Origin of the sequence: Streptomyces sp. NPDC006384, assembly GCF_042870695.1 — a bacterium.
Taxonomy (GTDB): Bacteria; Actinomycetota; Actinomycetes; order Streptomycetales; family Streptomycetaceae; genus Streptomyces.
In genome coordinates this window covers 238,799-259,116 of record NZ_JBIAHR010000007.1, presented here as the reverse complement: position 1 = coordinate 259,116, position 20,318 = coordinate 238,799, and the positions used below count along the sequence as shown (strand labels likewise).

Sequence of the window (20,318 nt, the reverse complement as noted above, 5' to 3'; positions counted from 1 at the left end):
ACAGTATGTGTTCCGTGGTCCCTTCGCCGTGACGCCCTGTCCGCAAACCGGCTCGTTCCCGCACCCGCATCCGCATGTATCCGAGGAGTCCGCCCGTGCACCGTCCCGTCACCGCCGAGGCCGAGGTCGCCGACGAGCTGGCCGCCGTCCGGCCCGGTCTCCTGCCCCGGTACACGGACGGGCTGCCCGGTGCCCGCGCGGCCGTGCTGACCCGGCTGTGGCGGGCGTTGGCGTACGAGCCGCTGCCGTGGATCACCGGCCGGGAGTCCGTGGGGGACGGGCTCGTGCTGCGCCTCGCGGACGGGCGCCGGCTGTACGGTCCGGCCGCGGACCCGTACCGCACCTCCGCGTACGTCCGCGCCGTACGGCTCGAGGAGGCGTCGTACGACGATCCGGCGCGGCTGATGACGGTTCTCGCCGTGCCGCACTCCGCGGGTTTCGCCGCCGAACTCGGCCACAGCGTCGCGTCGTTGGCGCTGTCGCGGACGGGCCGGTACGGGCACTCTGACAATCACCCGGACGAGTGGCCGGACAGTGACTGGGGGTGGGAGCAGCGGGTGACCGACGGGCACCCGTTCCACCCCAACTGCCGCTCCCGGCCGGGTTTCTCGGTGGCCGAGCAGTTCGCCTACGGGCCCGAGCACGGGCCGGTGGTGGAGCTGGGGCTGGTGCCGGTCCCGGCGGACGGGTGTCTGGTGTCGGGACGGTGGCCGGAGGAACTGCGGGACGGGGAGCGGCTGTTGCTGCCCGTGCATCCGTGGCAGGCGGCGCACGTGCTGAAGCGGACGGGCGGGGAGGCGACGCTGGCCGCGCGTCCGCTGATGTCGCTGCGCACGCTCGCCGTGCCCGGCGGGCCGCATGTGAAGACGGCGCTGAGCGCGCGGCTGACGTCCTCGGTGCGAGACATCTCCGTCGCCTCCGTCGCGGCCTCGGACACCCTGTCGGCGTTCGGGCGGGCGATGGCGGCGCGCACGGACGGGCTGCTGGACGTCACCCGCACGCTGGGCGCGGCCACCGCGCACTCCCCCGACCTGGCCGCCGTCCTGCGCGAGTCGCCCCGGGTGTACGCGGCGCCCGGCGAGCACGTCGTCCCGGTGGCGGCGCTGGCGACCACCGGGCTGCCCCGGTCCCCCGGGTGGACGGCCGCCTTCGCGCGCCTGTGCCTGAAGGCGGGGCTGGGACTGCTGGAGCTGGGCGTGGCGCTGGAGGCGCACGGGCAGAACCTGCTGGTGGTGCTCTCGGCGTCGGGCGAGCCGCTGCGCCTGGTCTACCGCGACCTGGCCGACATCCGCGTCAGTCCGGAGCGCCTCGCCCGGCACGGTGTGCGGGTCCCGGAGCTGCCCGCCCGGATGGTCAGCGACGATCCGGTGGTCCTGCGCCGCAAGCTGTTCGGCTCGCTGGTCGCCGGGGCGCTCGCCCAGACCGCGGGGTCGGCGGCGGCGCTCGGGGCGGCACTGGAGGCGGCCCTCGGCGATGTGCCGTCCGGTCCGGACCTGACGGCGCTGCGGGAGGAGCCGCTGCCGGTGAAGGCACTGACGCTCATGCGTATGTCGCCGGGGAGCGGCGGGGACCTGTGGGCGCGGCTGCCCAATCCCCTGACCACGGGGTGAACGCGCGGCGTCCCGCCCGCTACGTTTTGGATCACGACCGTACCGGTCAATAGGATCCGCCGATGATCACAAGAAAACGGCTGGCGGCGGGCGTATGCGCTCTGCTCGCCGCACTGACGGCCGGGATCGCCCTCCCGGCCGGGGCGGCCGCCGGTGAACCCACGGGCGAGGACGCGCCGAAGGTCGACCTCGTGCTCGACGTCAGCGGCTCGATGCGGACCCGGGACATCGACGGCGGCACGCGGATGGCCGCGGCGAAGCAGGCGTTCAACGAGGTGCTCGACGCGACGCCCGAGGAGGTGCGGCTGGGCATCCGGACGCTCGGTGCCGACTACGCGGGCGACGACCGCAGGACGGGCTGCAAGGACACCGCGCAGCTCTACCCCGTCGGCCCGCTGGACCGCACCGAGGCCAAGACGGCGGTCGCGACCCTGTCGCCCACCGGCTGGACGCCGATCGGCCCCGCACTGCTCGAGGCGGCCAAGGACCTCGACGGCGGCGACGGTTCCAAGCGGATCGTGCTGATCAGCGACGGCGAGGACACCTGCGCCCCGCTCGACCCGTGCGAGGTGGCCCGCGAGATCGCCGCCAGGGGCATCGGGCTGACCATCGACACCCTCGGCCTGGTCCCCAACGTCAAGATGCGGCAGCAGCTCAGCTGCATCGCCGAGGCGACCGGCGGCACCTACACCTCCGTGCAGCACACCGATGAACTCGCCGACAAGGTCAACCAGTTGGTGGACCGCGCCGCCGACCCGGTGGTGACGCCGGTCGCCGTCGAGGGCGCGGACGCCTGCGCGAAGGCGCCGGCCCTGAGGTCCGGGCTCTACACCGACCGCGAGGAGTTCGGGAAGCAGCGCTGGTACCGGGTGGACGTGCTGCCCGGCGAGGAACTGCGCGCCTCCGTGAGCGTGTCCGCCGACCGGACCGTCAACCCCTCCTACGGCGTGCTGCTGCGGGCGGTCACGGTGCACGGCCGGGAGATCGTACGCGGCGAGGCGGCGGACAACGGCCGCACCGACACCGTCTCCACCGGGCTGCGCTACCCGAAGCCGGAGACCGACGACGCGGACGACACCAAACCGGCCGCGGAGACGGTGTGCCTCCAGGTCGCCCACTCCTTCTCCGCCGCGCCCGGCGTGAAGACCACCCCCGGCCTGCCGCTGGAGCTGACGGTCGATGTCGTGGACGGCCCGGGCGACGCCGACGACGTCGCCTCCTTCGGCCTGGGACGCGGCTGGTGGCTGCTCGGCCTGCTGGTGCTCGTCGGCTTCCTCGCCGGCCTGCTGTGGGGCTGGCTGTCGCGCTGGCGGCTCGCGGTCTGGAGGACCAACTGATGCGTGTCATACGAGCGTTGAGTTCCGCCGTACTGCTTCTCGGTCTCGCCGCGGTACCCGCCGCCGCCGACTCCTCGCCCTCCGCGAGCCCGTCGGAGGACGACGGCGCGCCGTCCGCGGCGGGCACCTCCTTCCGCACGGCGACGGAGATCGCGCAGGGACAGCGGGCCACGGCCGACGCCTCCGCGGGCGACTACCTGTACTGGTCGTTCCCCGCGGACGCCGCACAACGGCCGACCGTCAAGGCCACCGTGAAGCTGCCCGAGACCCACGCCGCCCAGACCTGGCGCATCGACGTCCACGACGGCCTGCGCCGCCGCCAGGCCTGCCAGTGGGGCGCCCAGACCCGCACGGCGGCCGCGGGCACCTCCTCCGTGGAACTGGCCTGCGTGCTGCGCACCGTCCGCGCCTGGTCCGAGCCGTGGGCGAACGACCCGCTGCCCGGCACGTACTACGTCCGGCTGACGGCGGTGAACCTGGCGACGTCCGACCTCGGCGCGCCGGTCGGCGCCGAGATCCGGGTCGACTCCGAGGACATGGGCGGCGCGGCCGCCGTCGACGGCTCACTGGCCGAGCCGCTGGTGCCGGGGATCGCGACGAGGTCCGGCGAGGACGAGGACGGGGACGGTCCGGCCCCGGACCGGAACGCCGTGCTGTCCGCGATCGAGCCCGAGGACGGCTGGTCCTCTGGCTGGTGGTCCGACCGGTGGGTGTGGACCGGGACCGGCGCCGTACTGGCCGCGCTGGCCGGCATCGGCGGCTACGCGCTGACGCGCGGCTCCGGACGCCCGTCGCGGGTGCCGCCGGGCGCCTGAGCACCGGTCAGGAGGCCTGTTCCCCGGGCGGGGGCGGGCCTCCTGCCGTTTCAGGCGGCCCCGCCGAGCACCTCGGCCGCCGCGCCGTCGCCGGTCACCCCGGCCCGCCCGTCCCGCACCGCGTCCCGCAGGTCCAGCTCCCCGCGGCAGACGGCCGCGCACGTCCCCGCGTCCAGCACCAGCCGGGCGTCCGGCTCCCCGGGAGCGGCCCCGTACCCGTACACCGGCCCGTCCTCCGCACCGGCGAACAGGTGGAAGTCGCCTTCCTCCAGCCGGACTTCGACGACCCCCTCCCCCACCCCCGCCGCCCGCAGGGCCCGCAGCAGGGGCAGCGCGAACCAGTGCGCGCGTACGGCATCCGTGGGCCGCCGCTCCCCCAGCTCACCGGCACCCCACGCCCCCAGCGCCTCCAGCACCGGCAGCAACCGGCGCCCGCGCGGCGTGAGTTCGTAGACGTACACCGCTCCGGGCGGTGGCAGCCGACGCCGGGTGGTCAGCCCCTCGCGCTCCATGTCCTTCAGCCGCGAGGCCAGTACGTCCGTGCTGACGCCGGGCAGATCGGCGTGCAGGTCGGTGTAGCGCCGCGGTCCGGCGAGGAGTTCGCGGACGATCAGCAGGGTCCAGCGGTCGCCGACGGCGTCGAGCGCGCGGGCGGCGGAACAGTACTGGTCGTAGCTTCGGCGAGGTGACATGCGACGCAGTGTAGACAAGTTGTTGGACTTTCCAAGCTCCCACTTGGTAAAACCAAGCAACGCCAGGTACCGGAGGGAAACGGCTTATGGAGTTCCGGCAGTCGAACAAGCTGAGCGAGGTCTGCTACGAGATCCGCGGCCCGGTGATCGAGCACGCCGACGCGCTGGAGGCGGCGGGACACAGCGTGCTGCGCCTGAACACCGGCAACCCGGCCGTCTTCGGTTTCGAGGCGCCGGAGGAGATCCTCCAGGACATGATCCGGATGCTGCCGCAGGCGCACGGCTACACGGACTCGCGCGGCGTCCTCTCCGCCCGCCGCGCCGTCGCCCAGCGCTACCAGACCCTCGGCCTGGAGGTCGGCGTCGACGACGTCTTCCTCGGCAACGGCGTCTCCGAGCTGGTCTCCATGGCCGTACAGGCCCTGCTGGAGGACGGCGACGAGGTCCTGATCCCCGCCCCCGACTTCCCCCTGTGGACGGCGGTGACCACCCTCGCCGGCGGCAAGGCGGTCCACTACCTCTGCGACGAACAGGCGGAGTGGTACCCCGACCTGGCCGACATGGAGTCGAAGATCACCGACCGCACCAAGGCGGTCGTCATCATCAACCCCAACAACCCCACCGGCGCGGTGTACCCCAAGGAGATCATCGAGGGCATCCTCGACCTCGCCCGCCGCCACGGCCTGATGGTCCTCGCCGACGAGATCTACGACCAGATCCTCTACGACGACGCCGTCCACCACTCCGCCGCCGCCCTCGCCCCCGACCTGGTCGTCCTCACCTTCTGCGGCCTCTCCAAGACCTACCGGGTGGCGGGCTTCCGCTCCGGCTGGCTCGTCGTCACCGGCCCCAAGCAGCACGCCCGCGACTACCTGGAGGGCCTGACCATGCTGGCCTCCATGCGCCTGTGCGCCAACGCGCCCGCCCAGTACGCCATCCAGGCCGCGCTCGGCGGCCGCCAGTCCATCCGCGAACTGACCGCGCCGGGCGGACGCCTGCGCGAACAGCGCGACGTGGCCTGGGAGAAGCTGAACGAGATCCCCGGCGTCTCCTGCGTCAGACCCAAGGGCGCCCTGTACGCCTTCCCCCGCATCGACCCGAAGGTCCACCCGATCCACGACGACGAGAAGTTCGTCCTCGACCTGCTGCTGCGCGAGAAGATCCAGGTGGTCCAGGGCACCGGCTTCAACTGGCCCGCCCCCGACCACTTCCGTATCCTCACCCTCCCCTACGCGGACGACCTGGAGGCGGCCATCGGCCGGATCGGCCGGTTCCTGAGCGGGTACCGGCAGTGACCGGAGACACCCCGGCAGACGGAAGCCGAGCCCTCTTCCCCCGCCGCGCGAGTGCACACCACCTGCGGGGACACGTGGCGCACCGGCAAGCGGCCCATGTCATCGCACGGGCGTGACGGCGGCAGGGCGGTGGACCTCCAGGACGACCGCGGTGCCTGCCACGGTGCTGTCCTCGTGCATGGTGATCCGCCGACCGGGCCGGACGTGCGTCCAGTGGGAGGGCGTGAGGGGCACGAGGCGCACGGTGGCCCGCCCGCCGGGCTCCAGCACGGGCGCGTTCTCGACCCAGAGCGAGGCGATGCTGACCGCACGGCCACCGGTGGGTGAGACGTGGCCGATGTCCCACATGGGGCGCAGGACACCGGCCCCGGGGACCGGCGTCGTGCGTCGCGACTCACCGGCAGGACGGAGCGTCAGGTCCGCCCGGATCACGCCGTTGCGGATCTCGGAGCACCGCCAATGACACCAGGCCGCGCTCCGCTCCATCCGGAGCTGCTCGGCCGCTTCGGCGAGACTCTCCCAGAACGCCGCCGGGAGCGGGCGGACGTCCCCGAGCTCCTCCAGCAGCCCCAGGGCGACCTCCCACTCGTCGTGGACGAGGTGGTCCCAGATGTCCCGCACCGTGAGGTCGTTCTCGGTGGCGGTCTCTTCCGGAACGATCAGAGAAGCCGCTTCGAGCAGCTCGGGTACGTCCATGCGTCCATTGTCGGTCAGGTTCAACGGAGGTCGGTGAGCAGCGCATTGTGTTCCGGACCGACAGCACGTCGATATGCGGGGCAGCTGCGGTGACTTCACGCGTCGCCCAGAGCAAGCATCATGATCACAAATCCGACGGAGGAACGGCAAAGCCGCTCCTGAACAGCAGGTCAGAAAGTGCCCTCCCCGCCGATGCGGGGTGTTCCGCTGGCGCCGCCGGGCTCGACAGCCACCCGCACAAGACGCTCGGCCGGCAAAGCCCGGCCGAGCGTCTGTCCGACCTGCTCGCAGCTTGATCAGCCCACCACGGTGTTGCAACGCCCCCTACAGCGGACCTCTCTCCCGAGGGGACACCCGGTAGACAGCCCGCCTACGGCAGGGAGTGGAACCACCGCACCACGGCGGCGGTTCCCGCCTGCTGGGAACCCAGGTGGCGTGAGCCTCCGTAGTCAGGGGTGCCGAGGCCGATCGTCGGGGCATGGACGCCGCGGGCGCGCAGGAGGGCGTGGCAGCGGGCGGTGTTCGCGGTGACGGCCTGCTCGTCGCCATCGGCGTAGTAGAGCCGGATCGGAGCGCGCGGCGTCCAGTCGGCGCACACGCCGTCGGCGATCCGCAGGGCCGCCGCCAGCCGCCCGGTGGGGTGGGCCAGCATCGCCCGGCCTCGGGGCGTGAGGAGCGCGTCGATGGAGTCCGGGGTGCCCGCCTCGACCTCCCGACCGGTGTGTGTGCCGTCCAGCAGACCTTCGATCGTCCGGTCGTACGGCGCACGGAACACCTGGGCCGGCGTGTCGTACAGGTGGTGCAGGCGGTTGAAGGCGACCAGGGTCAGCGCCGCGTAGATCACGCTTGCCTTCGGTTCCGTCTGGCCGGCCAGCAGCGCGGGCAGTTCCGCGTCGCGGAACGCGTACGCGCCGCTGATGGGCGCCACGGCGCGCAGCCGGAACCATCCGTCGGCGCCCTCCTGCAGCGACCGGGCCAGTCCCAGTGCCGCCGAGGCGCCCTGTGAGAAGCCGGTGACCAGTACCTCGCGCCGCAGCTCCCGGCCCTTCGCCGTTACGACGGCGCGGGAGGCGCGCAGCATGTCCAGGGCGGCCGTCGACTCCGAGGGCACGTCCATCCAGGGGTGCGGGCCGGGGCCCAGGCCCAGCCCGAGGTAGTCGGGGAGCACCGTGGCGAATCCGGCGGAGGCGTAGGTCAGAGCGGGGGCCTGGTCCCAGACGCCAGCCGAGACGGAGGCGACGTCGCCCTTGAACAGTTCGGTGCCGTGCGTGAAGGACACGGTCCGCAGCCGCCGTTCACCGCTCCGAGGCAGAGCCAGCAGTCCGCTGGCCGTCGTGGGCCGGCCGTGAGGGTCAACTGTGCGGTACACGATCCGGAAGGTGTCCAGTCCGTACCGTACGGCGCCGGTGTCCCAGGCACCCGCCTTGTCCCCCGCCAGCTCAGCCGCGACCTCGCGGGCGGTGAGCGTGCGCAGGTGCTCGACCGACACGAGCGTGCCCCGTGACAAGTCCGCCGCAACCGGCGCGACAGCGGCGGCCCGGGGTTCCTCCGCTTGCTGTGCGACCACGGCCGTCGTGCCGCTCGCCGTCAGCACCACCGACACCGCCGAGACCATCAGTACCCTGCTCATTCGCTTCATGCCGTGACCGTACGTATCCGCCGCCGCACCCGGCCATCCGGCCAACCCTCCGACGTGTGTGGGGTTTTCCCGAGGAGGCGTTCGGTGCTCGCCACCGCTGTCCGACGACGGCGTTCCCCGCCAACTTGATCCGGCACGCCTGCTTGCGGAACGTGGAGCTCCAAGTACTGCCACTGGACTGCGAGGACAACGCCGGTCTCGATGGACCTTTCCACCTTCTCCGGCTCAGGGAGGGAAAGACGGTGGGACACAACGAGGTCCGGCTCACCAACCGGCTGATCTCGGACTCCCAGGAACGTCGGCGGCGTCCTGCCCGTACCCGTCCTCGATGACGGTGGTGACCGGGGCCTCGACGGCGGCGACGATCCGGCCGATCAGTTCCGGCGCCCGGTCCCGGGTGAGGAAGTCGCCGTCCGGAGGACCCGACGACCAGGCGACGCCGGCACTGGTGGTGGCGATCGCGGGGGCGCCCGCGGCGTCGACGACGCGGGCGCTCGCGACGACCCAGCGTCGGCGAGCGCGAGCGGCGCGGAGGGAGACCGTCGTGTGCCGTCGGAGCACTCGAGGGCCCATGGGAACGGGCCCCGGTGAACTGCCCGCCTCACGAAGAGTTACTTGCAAAGGAAGTGTTGCAACATTTCCTTTGCATAGTTATCTTTGTACGCATGGACGAGCCCCAGGACCCACAGGTCCGCAACCTCGACGCCCGCTCCCTGCGCGGGCTCGCACATCCGCTGCGCATGCGGCTGCTGGACGCCCTGCGCTTCGGCGGTCCGGCCACCGCTTCCCAACTCGCTCAAAAGCTGGGCGAGTCGAGCGGCGCCACCAGCTACCACCTGCGTCAGCTCGCCGCCCACGGCTTCATCGAGGACGCCCCCGAGCGGGGCAAGGGGCGGGAGCGGTGGTGGAAGGCGGCCCACATGGGCTTGCGCTTCGACGACTCCCTGCTCACGGACACCAACCCGGACGTACGCGGGGCTGCGGACATGTATCTCCACGAGGTCGCGACCGCCCAGACCCGGGAGCTGTCGACCTGGCTCGGCAACCGCCAGGCATGGCCGGAGGAGTGGAACCGCACCTGGGACATGAGCAGCGCGACGCTACGGCTGACGCCCGAACTCACCCGGGAACTCGTCGAGAAGATGCATGCGCTCGTCGACGCCTACCGCGATCGGGCCGCGGACGAGGACGACGCCGACACCGCCCAGGTACGCATCCACACGCACGCGTTCCCCCTCACCACGGACTGAAAGGACTCAGCCCCATGCATGCCGAGACCCACCTCGCCCTGCACCGACTCCGCGCCTCCGAACTCCGTACCGAAGCCGACGCGTACCGCCTCGCCACCGCGGCCCGGTGCCCTCGCGGCCTCCGCACCCGCCTCGGCTGGACCCTCGTGGAGGTCGGCCTGCGGCTGGCCGCCGCACCCAGGACCGCAGTCGCTCTTTCCTGATACGGCGCTCGACCGCCCGAGTGCGCCGGTGCTGTGCCGGCTCAACCGCCCGGAGCGTGCTCCACCACGGCTCCGCCCAGCCGGCGGGCCGCGGCCTCACCCGTATCGGTGTCGCAGAACCGGATCGTCCAGTCGGCCGCGGTCACGACGTAGGAGGGCACGTGGTCGTCGTGGCCTGCTCCGTGCCGCACAGCAGCGCGTCGCGCGACTTCTGCCGCCGTGCGCAGCCGACGGACTCCTCCAGCGCGTCGGCGAGTGCGTCGAGGCTCTCGTACCGGGGCGTCTTCGGGATGGCGGGCAGGGGGTGGAGGGGCGGGAGGACGACGGCGTCCACCGCGTCGGCGATCGCCTCGGAGTAGGCCGGGGTGCCGTTCGGCAGCACCCGGCGCCGTTTCGCGTTCCCGACGGGTCAGGGCGAGTCACCGGAGAACCGCCGTCTGGCCGAGGCGGTGGTGCGGGCCGCCGTACGGTGACCGCCCGGCGCTCCGCCCCGGCGCACCCCGGACCGCCCCGGTTCCGGAGGCGGGCCGGGAGGGCTCATCTGCGGTAGCCGAGGATCGTCATCATGCCGCTTTCGGAGTGGTACTGGTTGTGGCAGTGCAGCATCCACAGGCCCGGGTTGTCGGCGTCGAAGTCGATGACCAGTTTCCGGTGCGGCAGCACCAGCGCGGTGTCCTTGCGGGCGCCCATGCCGCCCACGCCGGTGATCGCGAAGGTGTGCCCGTGCAGGTGCATCGGGTGCCACATGTCGGTGGCGTTGATGAGGGAGAGCCGGACCCGCTCCCCGGCCCGCACCGGGTAGCGCTTGCGCACGGAGTAGGGCTGGTGGTCGAACCCCCAGTCGTACTTCTCCATGCTCCCGGTGATCTTGATGCGCATCTCCCGGTCGGGTTCCCGGTCGTCGAGGGCGACGGAGTCGGCGGGCACGAGGCGGCGGGCGGGGACGGTCCTCCTGTCGAGTTCGTCGGGGTGCACGCCGGCCGGGGGCAGGCTCCGCTTCCCCTTGCCGGTGCGCAGTACGGCGAGGGCCCGGCCCTTCTTGCCCTCGGGCAGCGCGACGAGGGGGAAGTCGCCGTCCTCGGCGGTGATCAGGACGTCGTACCGCTCGGCCATGCCGACGAGGAGGGAGTCGGTCGTCGTGTGCCGCACCGGGTAGCCGTCCGTGTGCGTGACCGTCAGCTCGTGGCCGCCCAGGGCGACGCGGAAGGCGGTGTCTGCGCCGGCGTTGATGATGCGCAGGCGGACGCGGGCGCCCGGCCGGCAACGGAAGACCGCGGGGTCGCCGGGGAGACGGCCGTTGATCAGGTAGTGGGGGTGGGCGACGTTGCCGCCGTGGCCGTGCAGCATGCGGCTGTGGGAGTCGCGCAGCACCCGGGAGGGGCCCGCGGACCGTCTGGGCGGCAGCAGCGGTACGGCCGGGCTGCCGGGGGCGGGGCGACCGGGGGCCGGGGGGCCGGCGGCCGGTCGGCCGGGGCCCATGGCCATGTGTCCCATGGCGGCGGCGTCGGGCCGGAGCTGGGTCAGCACCTCGTCGGGGGTGGAGCCCTCGACGCCGTCGAGCCAGTCGTCCAGGAGGACGATCCACTCCTCGTCGTAGGCGAGGGGTTCCCTCGGGTCGTCGACGACGAGCGGCGCGTACAGGCCCCGGTCGGGCTGCATGCCGACGTGGGAGTGCAGCAGGTACGTCCCGGGGTCCGCGAGGACGCAGCGGTAGCGGAAGTCGGCCCCGGGGCGGACGGCGTGCTGGGTGAGGCCCGGGACGCCGTCCATGTCGCAGCGCAGCCGCACCCCGTGGGAGTGCAGCGTGGTCGCGGCGGGCAGCCGGTTGGCGAGCGTCAGGTCGAGCACGTCCCCGGCGGTGACGCGCACCAGCGGGCCGGGGAGCGATTCGCCGTAGGCCCAGCTCCGGACGGACAGCCCACCGAGGTCCAGCGTCGTCTCGGAGGCGGTGAGCCGGTGCCTGCGCACCGGGCCGGAACCGCGTTCCCGCTCGACGGCGTGGACTTCCGGGTCGGAGGGATTGACGTACCCGTGGGGCCCTTCCGGGACGAAGGCCTGGGTGCTTCCCGCTCGTTGGGGTCCGGAGCCGGGCCCGGGGTCCGGGCCCGCACCGGATCCCGGACCGGCCCCCGGGCCGGAGGTGGTGCAGGCCGCCAGGAATCCCGCGCCGGCCATGGCGAGGGGGGTACGGAGCACGGTGCGCCGAGAGACATCGATCATGTCTGCATGAGACATGCCTTCCGGCGACGCGGCCCTGGGGCTGCGTCCGAATGCCCACCATGACGATGACGTATTCCGCCTCCTGGCGTACGGACACGTGACGCGCCCCGCTCGGCGGGAACACTCACGGGTCAGCGATGCGGTCGCCGGGCGGCCGGTCCCGGGGAACGGCCCGTAGCCTGGAAGAATGGGTGATCTTTTTCTTGTGCGGCACGGGGAGACCGAGTGGTCGCGGTCCGGGCGGCACACCGGGCTGACGGACGTCCCGCTGACCGAGAAGGGGCGTGAGCAGGCGCGCGGTCTCGTGCCGCTGATCCGGTCGCACCGGATCGGGGCCGCGTTCGTCAGCCCGTTCCAGCGGGCGCGGGAGACGGCCGAGCTGATCGGGCTGCACGCGCCCCGTATCGATCCGGACCTGCACGAGTGGGACTACGGCGGGTACGAGGGGATCACGACGGTCGAGATCCACCGGACCCGGCCGGACTGGTTCCTGTTCACGGACGGGGTCGAGCCCGGGCCTCCGGAGCATCCCGGGGAGAGTCCGGAGCAGGTCGGCGAGCGGGCCGACCGGGTGCTGGCCCGGGTGGAGGCGGCGTACGCCGACAACGAGGGGTGCGTGGTGCTGGTGGCGCACGGGCACTTCCTGCGGGTGCTGACCGCGCGGTACCTGGGGCTGCCGCCGTCGGAGGGGGCGCTGTTCCAGCTGGGGACGGGAACGCTGTGCCGGCTGGGTACGGAGCACGGGCGGCCGGTGATCGCCGCCTGGAATGTCAGACCTCCGTCGTAGTCTTCGAAGGTGCTGGCCTGTGAGGGGCCGGGAGAGAAGGGGGGACGCCGTGGCACGGCCGCTCACCGCCGCGCAGCGGCGTGTCGTCGATGCCGCCGATCCCGTCACCGGGCGGTTGCGGGGGACGGAGGCGCAGCTCGCGGCGCTGGTGAGGCGGGGGCTCGCCTTCCGGCATCCGCGGCCGCCGCACGATCACTTCCTGACGCCGGCCGGGCATCGGATACGGGAGGCTCCCGCCGAGTCCGAGTCCGAGTCCGAACACGGGGCCGGGCAGGGGGCGGCTCCGGGGCCGGTCGCGCCCGCCGCCGACGACGGGGTGTTCGCCGCGCGGGTCGGCGGGGAGGAGGCCGTGCGGGGCGATGCCGGGCCGGCGCGGCTGCGGGAGGTGCGTGTGGCCTGGGAGGGGCTGCTGGAGCTGCGCCGGATGACGCATCCGGACGGGGCGGTGGACCGGCCGTGCGGGTGGGAGCGGAAGCATCTCGTGCGGGCCGCCGCGCTCGCGCTGGAGGCGGCCGGGCACCGTCCCGCGGGTCCGGACGGCGGTGACGGGTACCGGGTGCGGGCGACACCGCAGCCGGAGGCCGTCGCCGTGTACGAGGCCGACGGCGCGGCGCTGCGGGGCTGCGCGGCCACGCTGGAGGCGGCGGGCTGGCAGGTCGGGGAGCACACCGAGCCGCGTACGCGGGCCCGTTATCTGCTGGCCTCCCCGCGCAAGGTGTGACGCCCGCGCCCGTCCGTCCACCGGTCCCCTCAAGGCTTCCGGACGTGCCGGTGGGTGACCGGGCGGGCGGCGGGTCCGGGGAAGCCCGTCAGGCGTTGTCGCCGGCCCGGAGTTCCTGTTCGGCCCACAGGGTCTTCCCGTCGGTGTCGTACCGGGTGCCCCAGTGCGTGGCGAGCTGCGAGACGATGAACAGGCCGCGGCCGCCCTCGTCGACGGTGCGGGCGTGGCGCAGGCGCGGCGTCAGCGGGCTGGAGTCGTGGATCTCGCAGGTGAGCGTGGAGCCCCGCAGGAGCCGCAGGCGCAGGGGCGGAGTCCCGTAGCGGACCGCGTTGGTGACCAGCTCGCTCACGATCAGCTCGGTGGCCTCGATCGTCTCCTCGCCCAGTCCCCAGCTCCGGAGCCGGTCGCGGACCAGGCCGCGGGCGGCGGCGGGCGCGGTCCGGTCGTGGGGCAGTTCCCATGTCGCGGCCCGGTCGGGCGGGACGACGCCCGTCCTGGCGAGCAGCAGGGCCGCGCCGTCCGGATGGGCTTCGGCGGGCAGGCTGTACACGAGGGCGTCGCACAGTTCCTGCAGCGGACGGTCCGGACGGGCGAGGGTGGCCCGTGCCCCTGCCACCGCCCGGTCGTCGGGCATCAGCGAACCGGTGAAGAAGGCCAGCACGCTGCCTTCGTCGAGTTCGACGGTGGCGAGGGCGAAGGGGGCGCTGTCGTCGGAGAACAGGGGTGGTCCCTCGGGCACGTCGAGGACGACCGGTCTGCCGGCCGGGTCGACGGCGAGCGGCGCGGGATGGCCCGCCCGCGCCATCGTGCAGGTCCGGGTGAAGGGGTCGTAGACCGCGTACAGGCAGGTCGCCGCCAGGGGCTGCCGGTGCAGGGCGTCGCCCGGCGGCAGCGAGCGGCGTTCCTGCGCGAGGCGGTCGGCGGTGTCGTCGAGGTGGGCCAGGATCTCGTCGGGGCCCAGGTCGAGGGCCGCCAGGGCGTGCAGGGCCGTGCGGAGCTGGCCCATGGTGACGGCGGTCTGCAGCCCGTGTCCGGCGACGTCGCCGATGACCAGCGCGGTGCGGGCGCCGGGCAGCCCGATGGTGTCGAACCAGCAGCCGCTGTTGCGTCCCGGCAGCAGCGTGTGCGCGATGCCGACAGCCATCTGCGGGTCGTCGCGCTGAGGCAGGAGCCTGCGCTGGACGGTGGAGGCGATCACGTGGTCGTGGCCGTAGCGGCGCGAGGTCTCGATGCTCAGCGCCAGGTGGGCGGCGGCCGTCAGCGCGAGGACGACGTCCCTCTCGTCGAACGGCTCCCTGCCGGGGCAGCGGTACAGGTTCACCAGGCCCAGGAACGCTCCGTGCAGGTGCAGCGGCGCCACGATCAGGGAGTGTGCCCCGGTCGCCGAGACCACCTGCCCGGCGGCCGGGTCCGCGTGCAGCCAGGGGGTGTCCCGGCCCAGCCGGACGAGCCGGGGCTCGAGGTCGTGGGCGGCGAGCGCGTGCGGCGTGGCCTCGGGCAGGCGTCGCGTCTCCCCCGCCGACGCGGCCCCATCCTTCCCCGTCCTGGCCGCGCGGCGCAGGGTGACGCCGGGCACCACCGGGCTGAGCGGTGCAGTCGTACCGTGCAGGAGCTCGTCCACCACTTCCACTTCGGCGATGTCGGCGAACCGCGGCACCAGCGCCTCGACGAAGCCCTCGCAGATCGTCGCCATGTCGAGGGAGCGGTCCACGTTCTCGCGGACCACGCCCAGCGCGTCCACCCGGGCGCGTGACTTCTCGCGTTCGTCGACGTCGATGACGGCCGCCAGCAGTCCCAGCGGCCGGCCGTCGGCGCTCTCCAGGCGGTGGACGGTGACCGTGAGACTGCGGTCGGGGCCCGGCACGCCCGTGACCTCCCCGCGGACCATGTGGTCCAGGACGGGTACGCCGGTTTCCAGGACCCGGCGCAGCAGCTCCTCCGACCGCTCCGGATCGTCGAGCCGGTACGCCTCGGTGAAGTGCAGCCCCACGATCCGCTCGGGCGCGGCCACGTGGGACAGGGCGTTGACCCGCACCACCCTCAGTTCCGTGTCCAGGATGTGCAGTCCCACCGCGGACTGCCTGAACAAGGTGTCCAGGACGACGCCGCCGATCTCGTCGGCCTGGTGAGCCCCTCGGAACGGAGCACCGGTGTCCGGCACGTCGCACCCCCATCGGGTTCCGCCACCCTTCGGACCGGCAGTTCTACGGCCAGCCTGGGCGCGCCCCCGTCCGGCGCGCCACCGCGCGGCGGCAGACGGGCGAAGCCGGTGCCGGGCAGATGTGCGGGCCGGCGCCTCTGGTGGAGGCGCCGGCCCTGGTAACGGTCCGGGTGTGCCGGGGTGTGTCGTCACGGCGTCACCGTCACGGGGTCACCGCCGCGCGGGAGGATTCGCTGATCTCCTCGCCCGGTTCCATCGGGTGGGTCACGTCCTCCGCGTCCTTCTGCTTCCCGCCGATGTGGTTGAAGACCAGGTTGAGCAGGACGGCGGCCACGCAGCCCGTCGAGATGCCCGAGTCCAGGATGATCTTCGCGTTCTCCGGGAACGAGTGGTAGAACTCCGGCACCGCGATCGGGATGATGCCGACGGCCAGCGAGACGGCCACGATCAGGACGTTGTTGTCCTTGTCCAGGCTCGCCCTGACCAGCGTCTGGATGCCGCTGGCCGCGACCGAGCCGAACAGGACGACGCCGGCGCCGCCGAGGACCGGGCGGGGGACGACGGCGATCAGCGAGGCGGCCATCGGGCACAGGCCCATCAGGACCAGGAAGCCGCCGCCCGCGGCGACGACGAACCGGCTGCGGATCTTCGTCATCGCGACGAGGCCGATGTTCTGTGCGAAGGCGCTGCACATGAAGCCGTTGAAGACGGGGCTGAGGGCCGAGCCGAGGGTGTCGGCGCGCAGGCCGGCCGCGATGGTCTTCTCGTCGGCCTTGCGGTCCACGATCTCGCCGAGGGCGAGCATGTCGGCGGTGGACTCGGTCATCGAGACCACCATCACCACGCACATCGACAGGATCGCGGCGACCTGGAACTGGGGGGCGCCGAAGTGGAACGGGGTCGGGAAGCCGACGATGCTGGCGTCCGCGACCGGGCTGAAGTCCGTGACGCCGAACGGGATGGCGATGAGTGTGCCCGCCACCAGGCCGAGCAGTACGGCGATCTGCTTGACGAAGCCGCGGGTGAAGCGGCGCAGCAGCAGGACGATCACGAGGGTGATCCCGGCCAGTGCCAGGTTGGTCGACGAGCCGAAGTCGTCGGCCTGCGGGCTGGAGCCCTGTGCCCAGCCGAAGGCCACCGGCAGCAGCGATATGCCGATGAGGGTGATGACGGTGCCGGTGACGACCGGCGGGAAGAAGCGGATCGCCTTGCTGAAGAAGGGTGCCGCGAAGAAGCCGAGGAGGCCGGCGACGATGACGGCGCCGAAGATGATCGGCAGCGCGTCGGACTTGTCCTCGGTGGAGGCGACGATCGCGGTCATGGGGGCGACACCGGCGAAGGTGACGCCGTTGACGAAGGGGAGGCGGGCTCCGATCTTCCAGATGCCGAGCGTCTGGAGGAAGGTGGCGAGGCCCGCGGTGAACAGGCAGGCGCCGGTGAGGAAGGTGAGTTCGGTCGCGGAGAGGCCGATGGCCGCTCCGACGATCAGGGGTGGTGCGACGACTCCGGCGTACATGGCGGCCACGTGCTGCAGGCCGGTCGTCGCCATTTTCAGCGGCGGGAGTTTCTCGTCAACAGGGTGGTCGGCCACGGCGGCGTTCCTCCGGTCGGGTACACGTCGACTCTGACGTGGGTGTCAGGGAGGTGGTGCGGGGTGGGCTGGGGGGTTCCTCCCGCCTCCCGCACGGACTGGGCCGGCGGGGAGCGGAGGGACCGGGACGGTCCGTTCGAAAGGAGCGGTACCGTTCCGGGGCGCGCACGGATGCGCGCACCCCGGAGACGGCCACCGTGGACCCCGCTCGGGTCCACGGCTACCGGCCCGGGAGCCGTCCCTCCCGGCCGGAGATCAAGTGGTGTGCTTTCGCACGGTGTTCGGTGCCGTGCGGTGTGCGGTCCTGCTCGGTGTTCAGTTCTGCGTGGTGTTCAGTCCCGTGCGGTGATCCGTGCCAGCCGTCGGGCCTGGTCGCGGGTGGAGCGGGCGACGGCGTCCTCGTCGACGGTGAGCAGCCGGCCGTTCTCGACGATCCGGCGGCCGTTGACGAACGAGGCGGTGACCGGGGCGGCGGCGCCGAGGACCAGGGCGGTCACCGGGTCGGCGATGGAGGAGTGGGCGAGGGTGTCCATCCGCCACAGCACCAGGTCGGCGAGTTTGCCGGCCTCCAGGGAGCCGGTCTCGGCGGCCCGGCCGAGGACCTGCGCACCGCCGTAGGTGCCCAGGCGCAGCGCCTGGCGGGCGGTCAGGGCGGCCTCGCGGTGGGGACCGAGCCGGTTGACGAGCAGGGCGCCTCGCAGTTCGGTGTGGAGTTCGCCGGACTCGTTGGAGGCGGTGCCGTCGACGCCCAGGCCGACCGGGACGCCGGCGGCGAGCAGGTCGGGGACGCGGGCGATGCCGGCGGCGAGGCGGGCGTTGGAGGACGGGCAGTGGGCGACGCCCGTCCCGGTGCGGGCGAAGGCGGCGATGTCGGAGTCGTCCATGTGGACGCAGTGCGCCATCCACACGTCCTCGCCGAGCCAGCCCGTGGACGCGAAGTAGTCGGTGGGGCCCATGCCGAACAGCTCGTGGCAGTACTTCTCCTCCTCCACGGTCTCCGAGCCGTGGGTGTGCAGCCGTACGCCGAGCCGGCGGGCCAGCTCGGCGCTTCGCCGCAGCAGCTCGGTGGAGACCGAGAAGGGGGAGCAGGGGGCGACGGCGATCTGGGTCATCGCGTCGAAGGAGGCGTCGTGGTGCTCCGCGACGGTGGCCTCGGTGGCGGCGAGCGCGTCGTCCAGGCTCTCCACCGCGAAGTCCGGGGGCAGTCCGCCGTCGGACTCGCCGCGGTCCATGGAGCCGCGGGCGAGGGTGAGGCGGACGCCCGTCTCGCGGGCGGCGCGGACGATCGCGCCGGACAGGTCGCCGGTGCCGCGCGGGAAGACGTAGTGGTGGTCCATGGCGGTGGTGACGCCGCCGCGGGCCATCATGGCGAGGGATCCCTGTGCCGCCGCGTACACCATCGGTTCGTCGATCCGCGCCCAGGTCGGGTACAGCGCGACGAGCCAGTCGAACAGGTTGTGGTCGGTGGCCAGGCCCCGGGTGATCCACTGGTAGAAGTGGTGGTGGGTGTTGACCAGGCCCGGGGTGGCCAGGTGGCCGCTCGCGTCGATCCGCTCCACGACGTTCTCCAGGCCCCCGGGTGCCCGTCCCGCGCCGACGGACTCGATCCGGTTGCCCGAGATCACCAGGTGGCCGGACGCGTACTCGGTGTCGTCCGCGTCGACGGTGGCGATCGCGCAGTTCTCGATGACCGTGCGCTCGGCTGCCGATGGTGCTGCCATGCTGCGTCCTTGTCAGTCGGTGCGGCCCACGGGCGGGAGGTCGGACGCCCGTGGGGTGGGCACGGCAGGGGTCTAGGAGGATTCGAGTACCGGGGCCGTGCCTCGGCTCCGGGCACCCAGATGGTGGAAGAACAGGTTGAGGGTGACCGCGACGAGCGCGCCGGCGCTGATGCCGGAGCCGAGGACGGTCTGCGCCCAGGCCGGGAAGCCGGCGTAGAAGGTCGGTGCGGCCAGCGGGATGATGCCCGCGCCGAGCGCCACGGCGACCAGGATGATGTTGGAGCTGTCGTCCAGTCCGGCCTCGGACAGTGTGCGGATGCCGCTGACGGCGATGGAGCCGAACAGGACGATGCCCGCGCCGCCGAGGACCGGCATGGGGACCAGGGAGACGACCGCGCCGAGGACCGGGAAGGCGCCGAGGACCAGCAGGGTGGCGCCGGCGACGGCGACGACGTAGCGGCTGCGGACCCGGGTCAGGGAGACGACGCCGACGTTCTGCGCGAAGGCGGAGGTGGGGAAGCCGCCGAAGACGGGGCCGACCAGGGTGGCGAGGCCGTCGGTGCGCAGGCCGCGGGTGATGACCTTGCCGTCGGCGCGGCGGTCGCAGATCTCGCCGAGGGCGAGCATGCCGGCGCTGGACTCGGTCATCAGGACCAGCATCACGATGCACAGCGACAGGATGGCCGCGGGCTGGAACTCGGGGGCGCCGAAGGCGAAGGGCGTCGGCAGGGCCGCGACCGGTGCGGACCTCAGGGCGCTGAAGTCGGCCATGCCGAAGGGGATGGCGACCAGGGTGCCGACCAACAGGCCGAACAGCAGGGCCACTTGCTTGAAGAAGCCGCGGCCGAAGCGCTGCATCACGAGGATGACGCCGAGGGTGAAGGCGGCGAGCGCGAGGTTGTTCATGGAGCCGAAGTCGGCGGCGGTCCTGTCGCCGCCCTGGGCCCAGCCGACCGGGACGGGCATCAGCGTGACGCCGATGAGGGTGATGACGACGCCGGTGACCAGGGGCGGGAAGAAGCGGAGCAGCCGGCCGAAGAAGGGTCCGACGGCGAGGCAGAAGACGCCGGCGACCATCACCGCGCCGTAGATGGCGGGGAGTTGGCTGCCCTTGTCGTTGGTCTCGGCGATGGCGAGGATCGGTGCGATGCCGGCCGAGGAGGCGGCGTTGACGAAGGGCAGCCGGTTGCCGACGAAGCCCTTGACGCCGAGGGTCTGCAGCAGTGTCGCGACGCCGGCGATGAGCAGCGAGGCGGCGATCAGCCGGGTGCGGGCCTCGATGTCGAGTCCGCAGGCCTGGCCGATGATGAGCGGAGGAGTGACAACGCCCGCGTACATGGCGGCGATGTGCTGGAGTGCGGCGGGGACGAGCCGCGAGGGGTGGAGCTTCTCGTCCACCGGGTGCACGGACGTGACGGCGTCCTTCGTGTGCTCCGGCGGGGTGGAACAGGAGCCTTTCGCCGGCTCCGTTGCAGGCTGTGCCATGGTGTTCCCTCCGGTGTGGCGCGCCGCCGGCCCGGCCCGTGCCGGCCGGGGCCGCGGCGCGCGTACCGCGTCAGAGGGTGGGGCTTTGGACCGGG

Annotated in this window: 19 protein-coding genes; 9 read left to right on the top strand and 10 right to left on the bottom strand. The window is 72.8% G+C overall.

Annotated features, from left to right (window positions below; translation table 11 throughout):
- Positions 1-95: 95 nt before the first annotated feature.
- From ACFYOJ_RS12035 to ACFYOJ_RS12025, 3 genes are all read left to right on the top strand, one after another.
- Positions 96-1,610 (top strand): IucA/IucC family protein, encoded by a 1,515-nt coding sequence (locus tag ACFYOJ_RS12035; protein ID WP_356556379.1) that lies wholly within the window; start codon positions 96-98, stop codon positions 1,608-1,610.
- Between the two features lie 62 nt (positions 1,611-1,672).
- Positions 1,673-2,947 carry a VWA domain-containing protein gene (locus ACFYOJ_RS12030; RefSeq protein WP_356556377.1) on the top strand — a complete coding sequence of 425 codons (1,275 nt, stop codon included), beginning with the start codon at positions 1,673-1,675 and terminating at the stop codon, positions 2,945-2,947.
- Complete coding sequence (locus tag ACFYOJ_RS12025; RefSeq protein ID WP_356556375.1) at positions 2,947-3,762, top strand: hypothetical protein; 816 nt, start codon at positions 2,947-2,949, stop codon at positions 3,760-3,762. The genes ACFYOJ_RS12030 and ACFYOJ_RS12025 overlap by 1 nt, the downstream gene beginning before the upstream one ends.
- Before the next feature lie 50 nt (positions 3,763-3,812).
- Here ACFYOJ_RS12025 and ACFYOJ_RS12020 read toward each other — a convergent pair whose 3' ends face one another.
- Entirely contained in the window at positions 3,813-4,454 is a 642-nt protein-coding gene (locus ACFYOJ_RS12020; protein ID WP_356556372.1) for a helix-turn-helix domain-containing protein, read from the bottom strand.
- 86 nt (positions 4,455-4,540) lie between these two features.
- Here ACFYOJ_RS12020 and ACFYOJ_RS12015 point away from each other — a divergent pair, with 86 nt between their 5' ends.
- A complete protein-coding gene (locus tag ACFYOJ_RS12015; protein WP_356556370.1) occupies positions 4,541-5,749 on the top strand; it encodes a pyridoxal phosphate-dependent aminotransferase in 1,209 nt (402 codons plus the stop codon).
- A 99-nt stretch (positions 5,750-5,848) separates the two neighbouring features.
- On the opposite strand, the gene ACFYOJ_RS12010 is transcribed toward ACFYOJ_RS12015, so the two are convergent.
- Both ACFYOJ_RS12010 and ACFYOJ_RS12005 read right to left on the bottom strand, forming a co-directional pair.
- On the bottom strand, positions 5,849-6,445 hold the full coding sequence (locus ACFYOJ_RS12010; RefSeq protein ID WP_356556368.1) for a hypothetical protein: 597 nt from the start codon (positions 6,443-6,445) through the stop codon (positions 5,849-5,851).
- Positions 6,446-6,815: 370 nt separating this feature from the next.
- Complete coding sequence (locus ACFYOJ_RS12005; protein WP_356556366.1) at positions 6,816-8,084, bottom strand: lipase; 1,269 nt, start codon at positions 8,082-8,084, stop codon at positions 6,816-6,818.
- Here ACFYOJ_RS12005 and ACFYOJ_RS12000 point away from each other — a divergent pair.
- On the top strand, positions 8,003-8,416 hold the full coding sequence (locus tag ACFYOJ_RS12000; protein ID WP_356556364.1) for a Scr1 family TA system antitoxin-like transcriptional regulator: 414 nt from the start codon (positions 8,003-8,005) through the stop codon (positions 8,414-8,416). The two genes, ACFYOJ_RS12005 and ACFYOJ_RS12000, sit on opposite strands and share 82 nt — an antisense overlap.
- Here the strand turns inward: ACFYOJ_RS12000 and ACFYOJ_RS11995 are convergent.
- On the bottom strand, positions 8,349-8,645 hold the full coding sequence (locus ACFYOJ_RS11995; protein WP_388596692.1) for an isocitrate lyase/phosphoenolpyruvate mutase family protein: 297 nt from the start codon (positions 8,643-8,645) through the stop codon (positions 8,349-8,351). The two genes, ACFYOJ_RS12000 and ACFYOJ_RS11995, sit on opposite strands and share 68 nt — an antisense overlap.
- A 104-nt stretch (positions 8,646-8,749) precedes the next feature.
- Between ACFYOJ_RS11995 and ACFYOJ_RS11990 the strand changes: the two genes are divergently transcribed.
- A complete protein-coding gene (locus ACFYOJ_RS11990; protein ID WP_356556362.1) occupies positions 8,750-9,334 on the top strand; it encodes a helix-turn-helix domain-containing protein in 585 nt (194 codons plus the stop codon).
- Positions 9,335-9,348: 14 nt separating this feature from the next.
- Positions 9,349-9,537: a hypothetical protein gene (locus ACFYOJ_RS11985; RefSeq protein WP_356556361.1), complete on the top strand. Its 189-nt coding sequence runs from the start codon at positions 9,349-9,351 to the stop codon at positions 9,535-9,537.
- 142 nt (positions 9,538-9,679) lie between these two features.
- Here the strand turns inward: ACFYOJ_RS11985 and ACFYOJ_RS11980 are convergent, their stop codons facing one another.
- Positions 9,680-9,919, bottom strand: coding sequence for a hypothetical protein (locus ACFYOJ_RS11980; protein WP_356556359.1), 240 nt, complete (start codon positions 9,917-9,919; stop codon positions 9,680-9,682).
- Positions 9,920-10,074: 155 nt separating this feature from the next.
- On the bottom strand, positions 10,075-11,757 hold the full coding sequence (locus ACFYOJ_RS11975; protein ID WP_356556357.1) for a multicopper oxidase family protein: 1,683 nt from the start codon (positions 11,755-11,757) through the stop codon (positions 10,075-10,077).
- 187 nt (positions 11,758-11,944) lie between these two features.
- Between ACFYOJ_RS11975 and ACFYOJ_RS11970 the strand changes: the two genes are divergently transcribed.
- Both ACFYOJ_RS11970 and ACFYOJ_RS11965 read left to right on the top strand, forming a co-directional pair.
- Positions 11,945-12,544, top strand: a complete 600-nt coding sequence (locus ACFYOJ_RS11970; protein WP_356556356.1) for a histidine phosphatase family protein — start codon at positions 11,945-11,947, stop codon at positions 12,542-12,544.
- Positions 12,545-12,593: 49 nt separating this feature from the next.
- Positions 12,594-13,265, top strand: coding sequence for a hypothetical protein (locus tag ACFYOJ_RS11965; protein WP_356556354.1), 672 nt, complete (start codon positions 12,594-12,596; stop codon positions 13,263-13,265).
- Between the two features lie 88 nt (positions 13,266-13,353).
- Here ACFYOJ_RS11965 and ACFYOJ_RS11960 read toward each other — a convergent pair whose 3' ends face one another.
- From ACFYOJ_RS11960 to ACFYOJ_RS11945, 4 genes are all read right to left on the bottom strand, one after another.
- Positions 13,354-15,426 carry a SpoIIE family protein phosphatase gene (locus ACFYOJ_RS11960; protein WP_356556353.1) on the bottom strand — a complete coding sequence of 691 codons (2,073 nt, stop codon included), beginning with the start codon at positions 15,424-15,426 and terminating at the stop codon, positions 13,354-13,356.
- Between the two features lie 202 nt (positions 15,427-15,628).
- Entirely contained in the window at positions 15,629-17,017 is a 1,389-nt protein-coding gene (locus ACFYOJ_RS11955) for a nucleobase:cation symporter-2 family protein (protein ID WP_356556351.1), read from the bottom strand.
- Between the two features lie 332 nt (positions 17,018-17,349).
- Positions 17,350-18,738: an 8-oxoguanine deaminase gene (locus ACFYOJ_RS11950; protein ID WP_356556349.1), complete on the bottom strand. Its 1,389-nt coding sequence runs from the start codon at positions 18,736-18,738 to the stop codon at positions 17,350-17,352.
- A 72-nt stretch (positions 18,739-18,810) separates the two neighbouring features.
- The gene (locus tag ACFYOJ_RS11945) at positions 18,811-20,223 is read right to left on the bottom strand and encodes a nucleobase:cation symporter-2 family protein (protein ID WP_356556347.1); all 1,413 of its coding nucleotides are present in this window, start codon (positions 20,221-20,223) and stop codon (positions 18,811-18,813) included.
- Positions 20,224-20,318: the final 95 nt, after the last annotated feature.

What these genes read in the sequence shown, in the direction of transcription:
- ACFYOJ_RS11950 (WP_356556349.1), bottom strand. Translation starts at nt 18,738, where the DNA reads ATGGCAGCACCATCGGCAGCCGAGCGCACGGTCATCGAGAACTGCGCG.
- ACFYOJ_RS12030 (WP_356556377.1), top strand. Translation starts at nt 1,673, where the DNA reads ATGATCACAAGAAAACGGCTGGCGGCGGGCGTATGCGCTCTGCTCGCC.
- ACFYOJ_RS11985 (WP_356556361.1), top strand. Translation starts at nt 9,349, where the DNA reads ATGCATGCCGAGACCCACCTCGCCCTGCACCGACTCCGCGCCTCCGAA.
- ACFYOJ_RS12020 (WP_356556372.1), bottom strand. Translation starts at nt 4,454, where the DNA reads ATGTCACCTCGCCGAAGCTACGACCAGTACTGTTCCGCCGCCCGCGCG.
- ACFYOJ_RS12025 (WP_356556375.1), top strand. Translation starts at nt 2,947, where the DNA reads ATGCGTGTCATACGAGCGTTGAGTTCCGCCGTACTGCTTCTCGGTCTC.
- ACFYOJ_RS12015 (WP_356556370.1), top strand. Translation starts at nt 4,541, where the DNA reads ATGGAGTTCCGGCAGTCGAACAAGCTGAGCGAGGTCTGCTACGAGATC.
- ACFYOJ_RS11975 (WP_356556357.1), bottom strand. Translation starts at nt 11,757, where the DNA reads ATGATCGATGTCTCTCGGCGCACCGTGCTCCGTACCCCCCTCGCCATG.
- ACFYOJ_RS12010 (WP_356556368.1), bottom strand. Translation starts at nt 6,445, where the DNA reads ATGGACGTACCCGAGCTGCTCGAAGCGGCTTCTCTGATCGTTCCGGAA.
- ACFYOJ_RS11990 (WP_356556362.1), top strand. Translation starts at nt 8,750, where the DNA reads ATGGACGAGCCCCAGGACCCACAGGTCCGCAACCTCGACGCCCGCTCC.
- ACFYOJ_RS11970 (WP_356556356.1), top strand. Translation starts at nt 11,945, where the DNA reads ATGGGTGATCTTTTTCTTGTGCGGCACGGGGAGACCGAGTGGTCGCGG.
- ACFYOJ_RS11945 (WP_356556347.1), bottom strand. Translation starts at nt 20,223, where the DNA reads ATGGCACAGCCTGCAACGGAGCCGGCGAAAGGCTCCTGTTCCACCCCG.
- ACFYOJ_RS12005 (WP_356556366.1), bottom strand. Translation starts at nt 8,084, where the DNA reads ATGAAGCGAATGAGCAGGGTACTGATGGTCTCGGCGGTGTCGGTGGTG.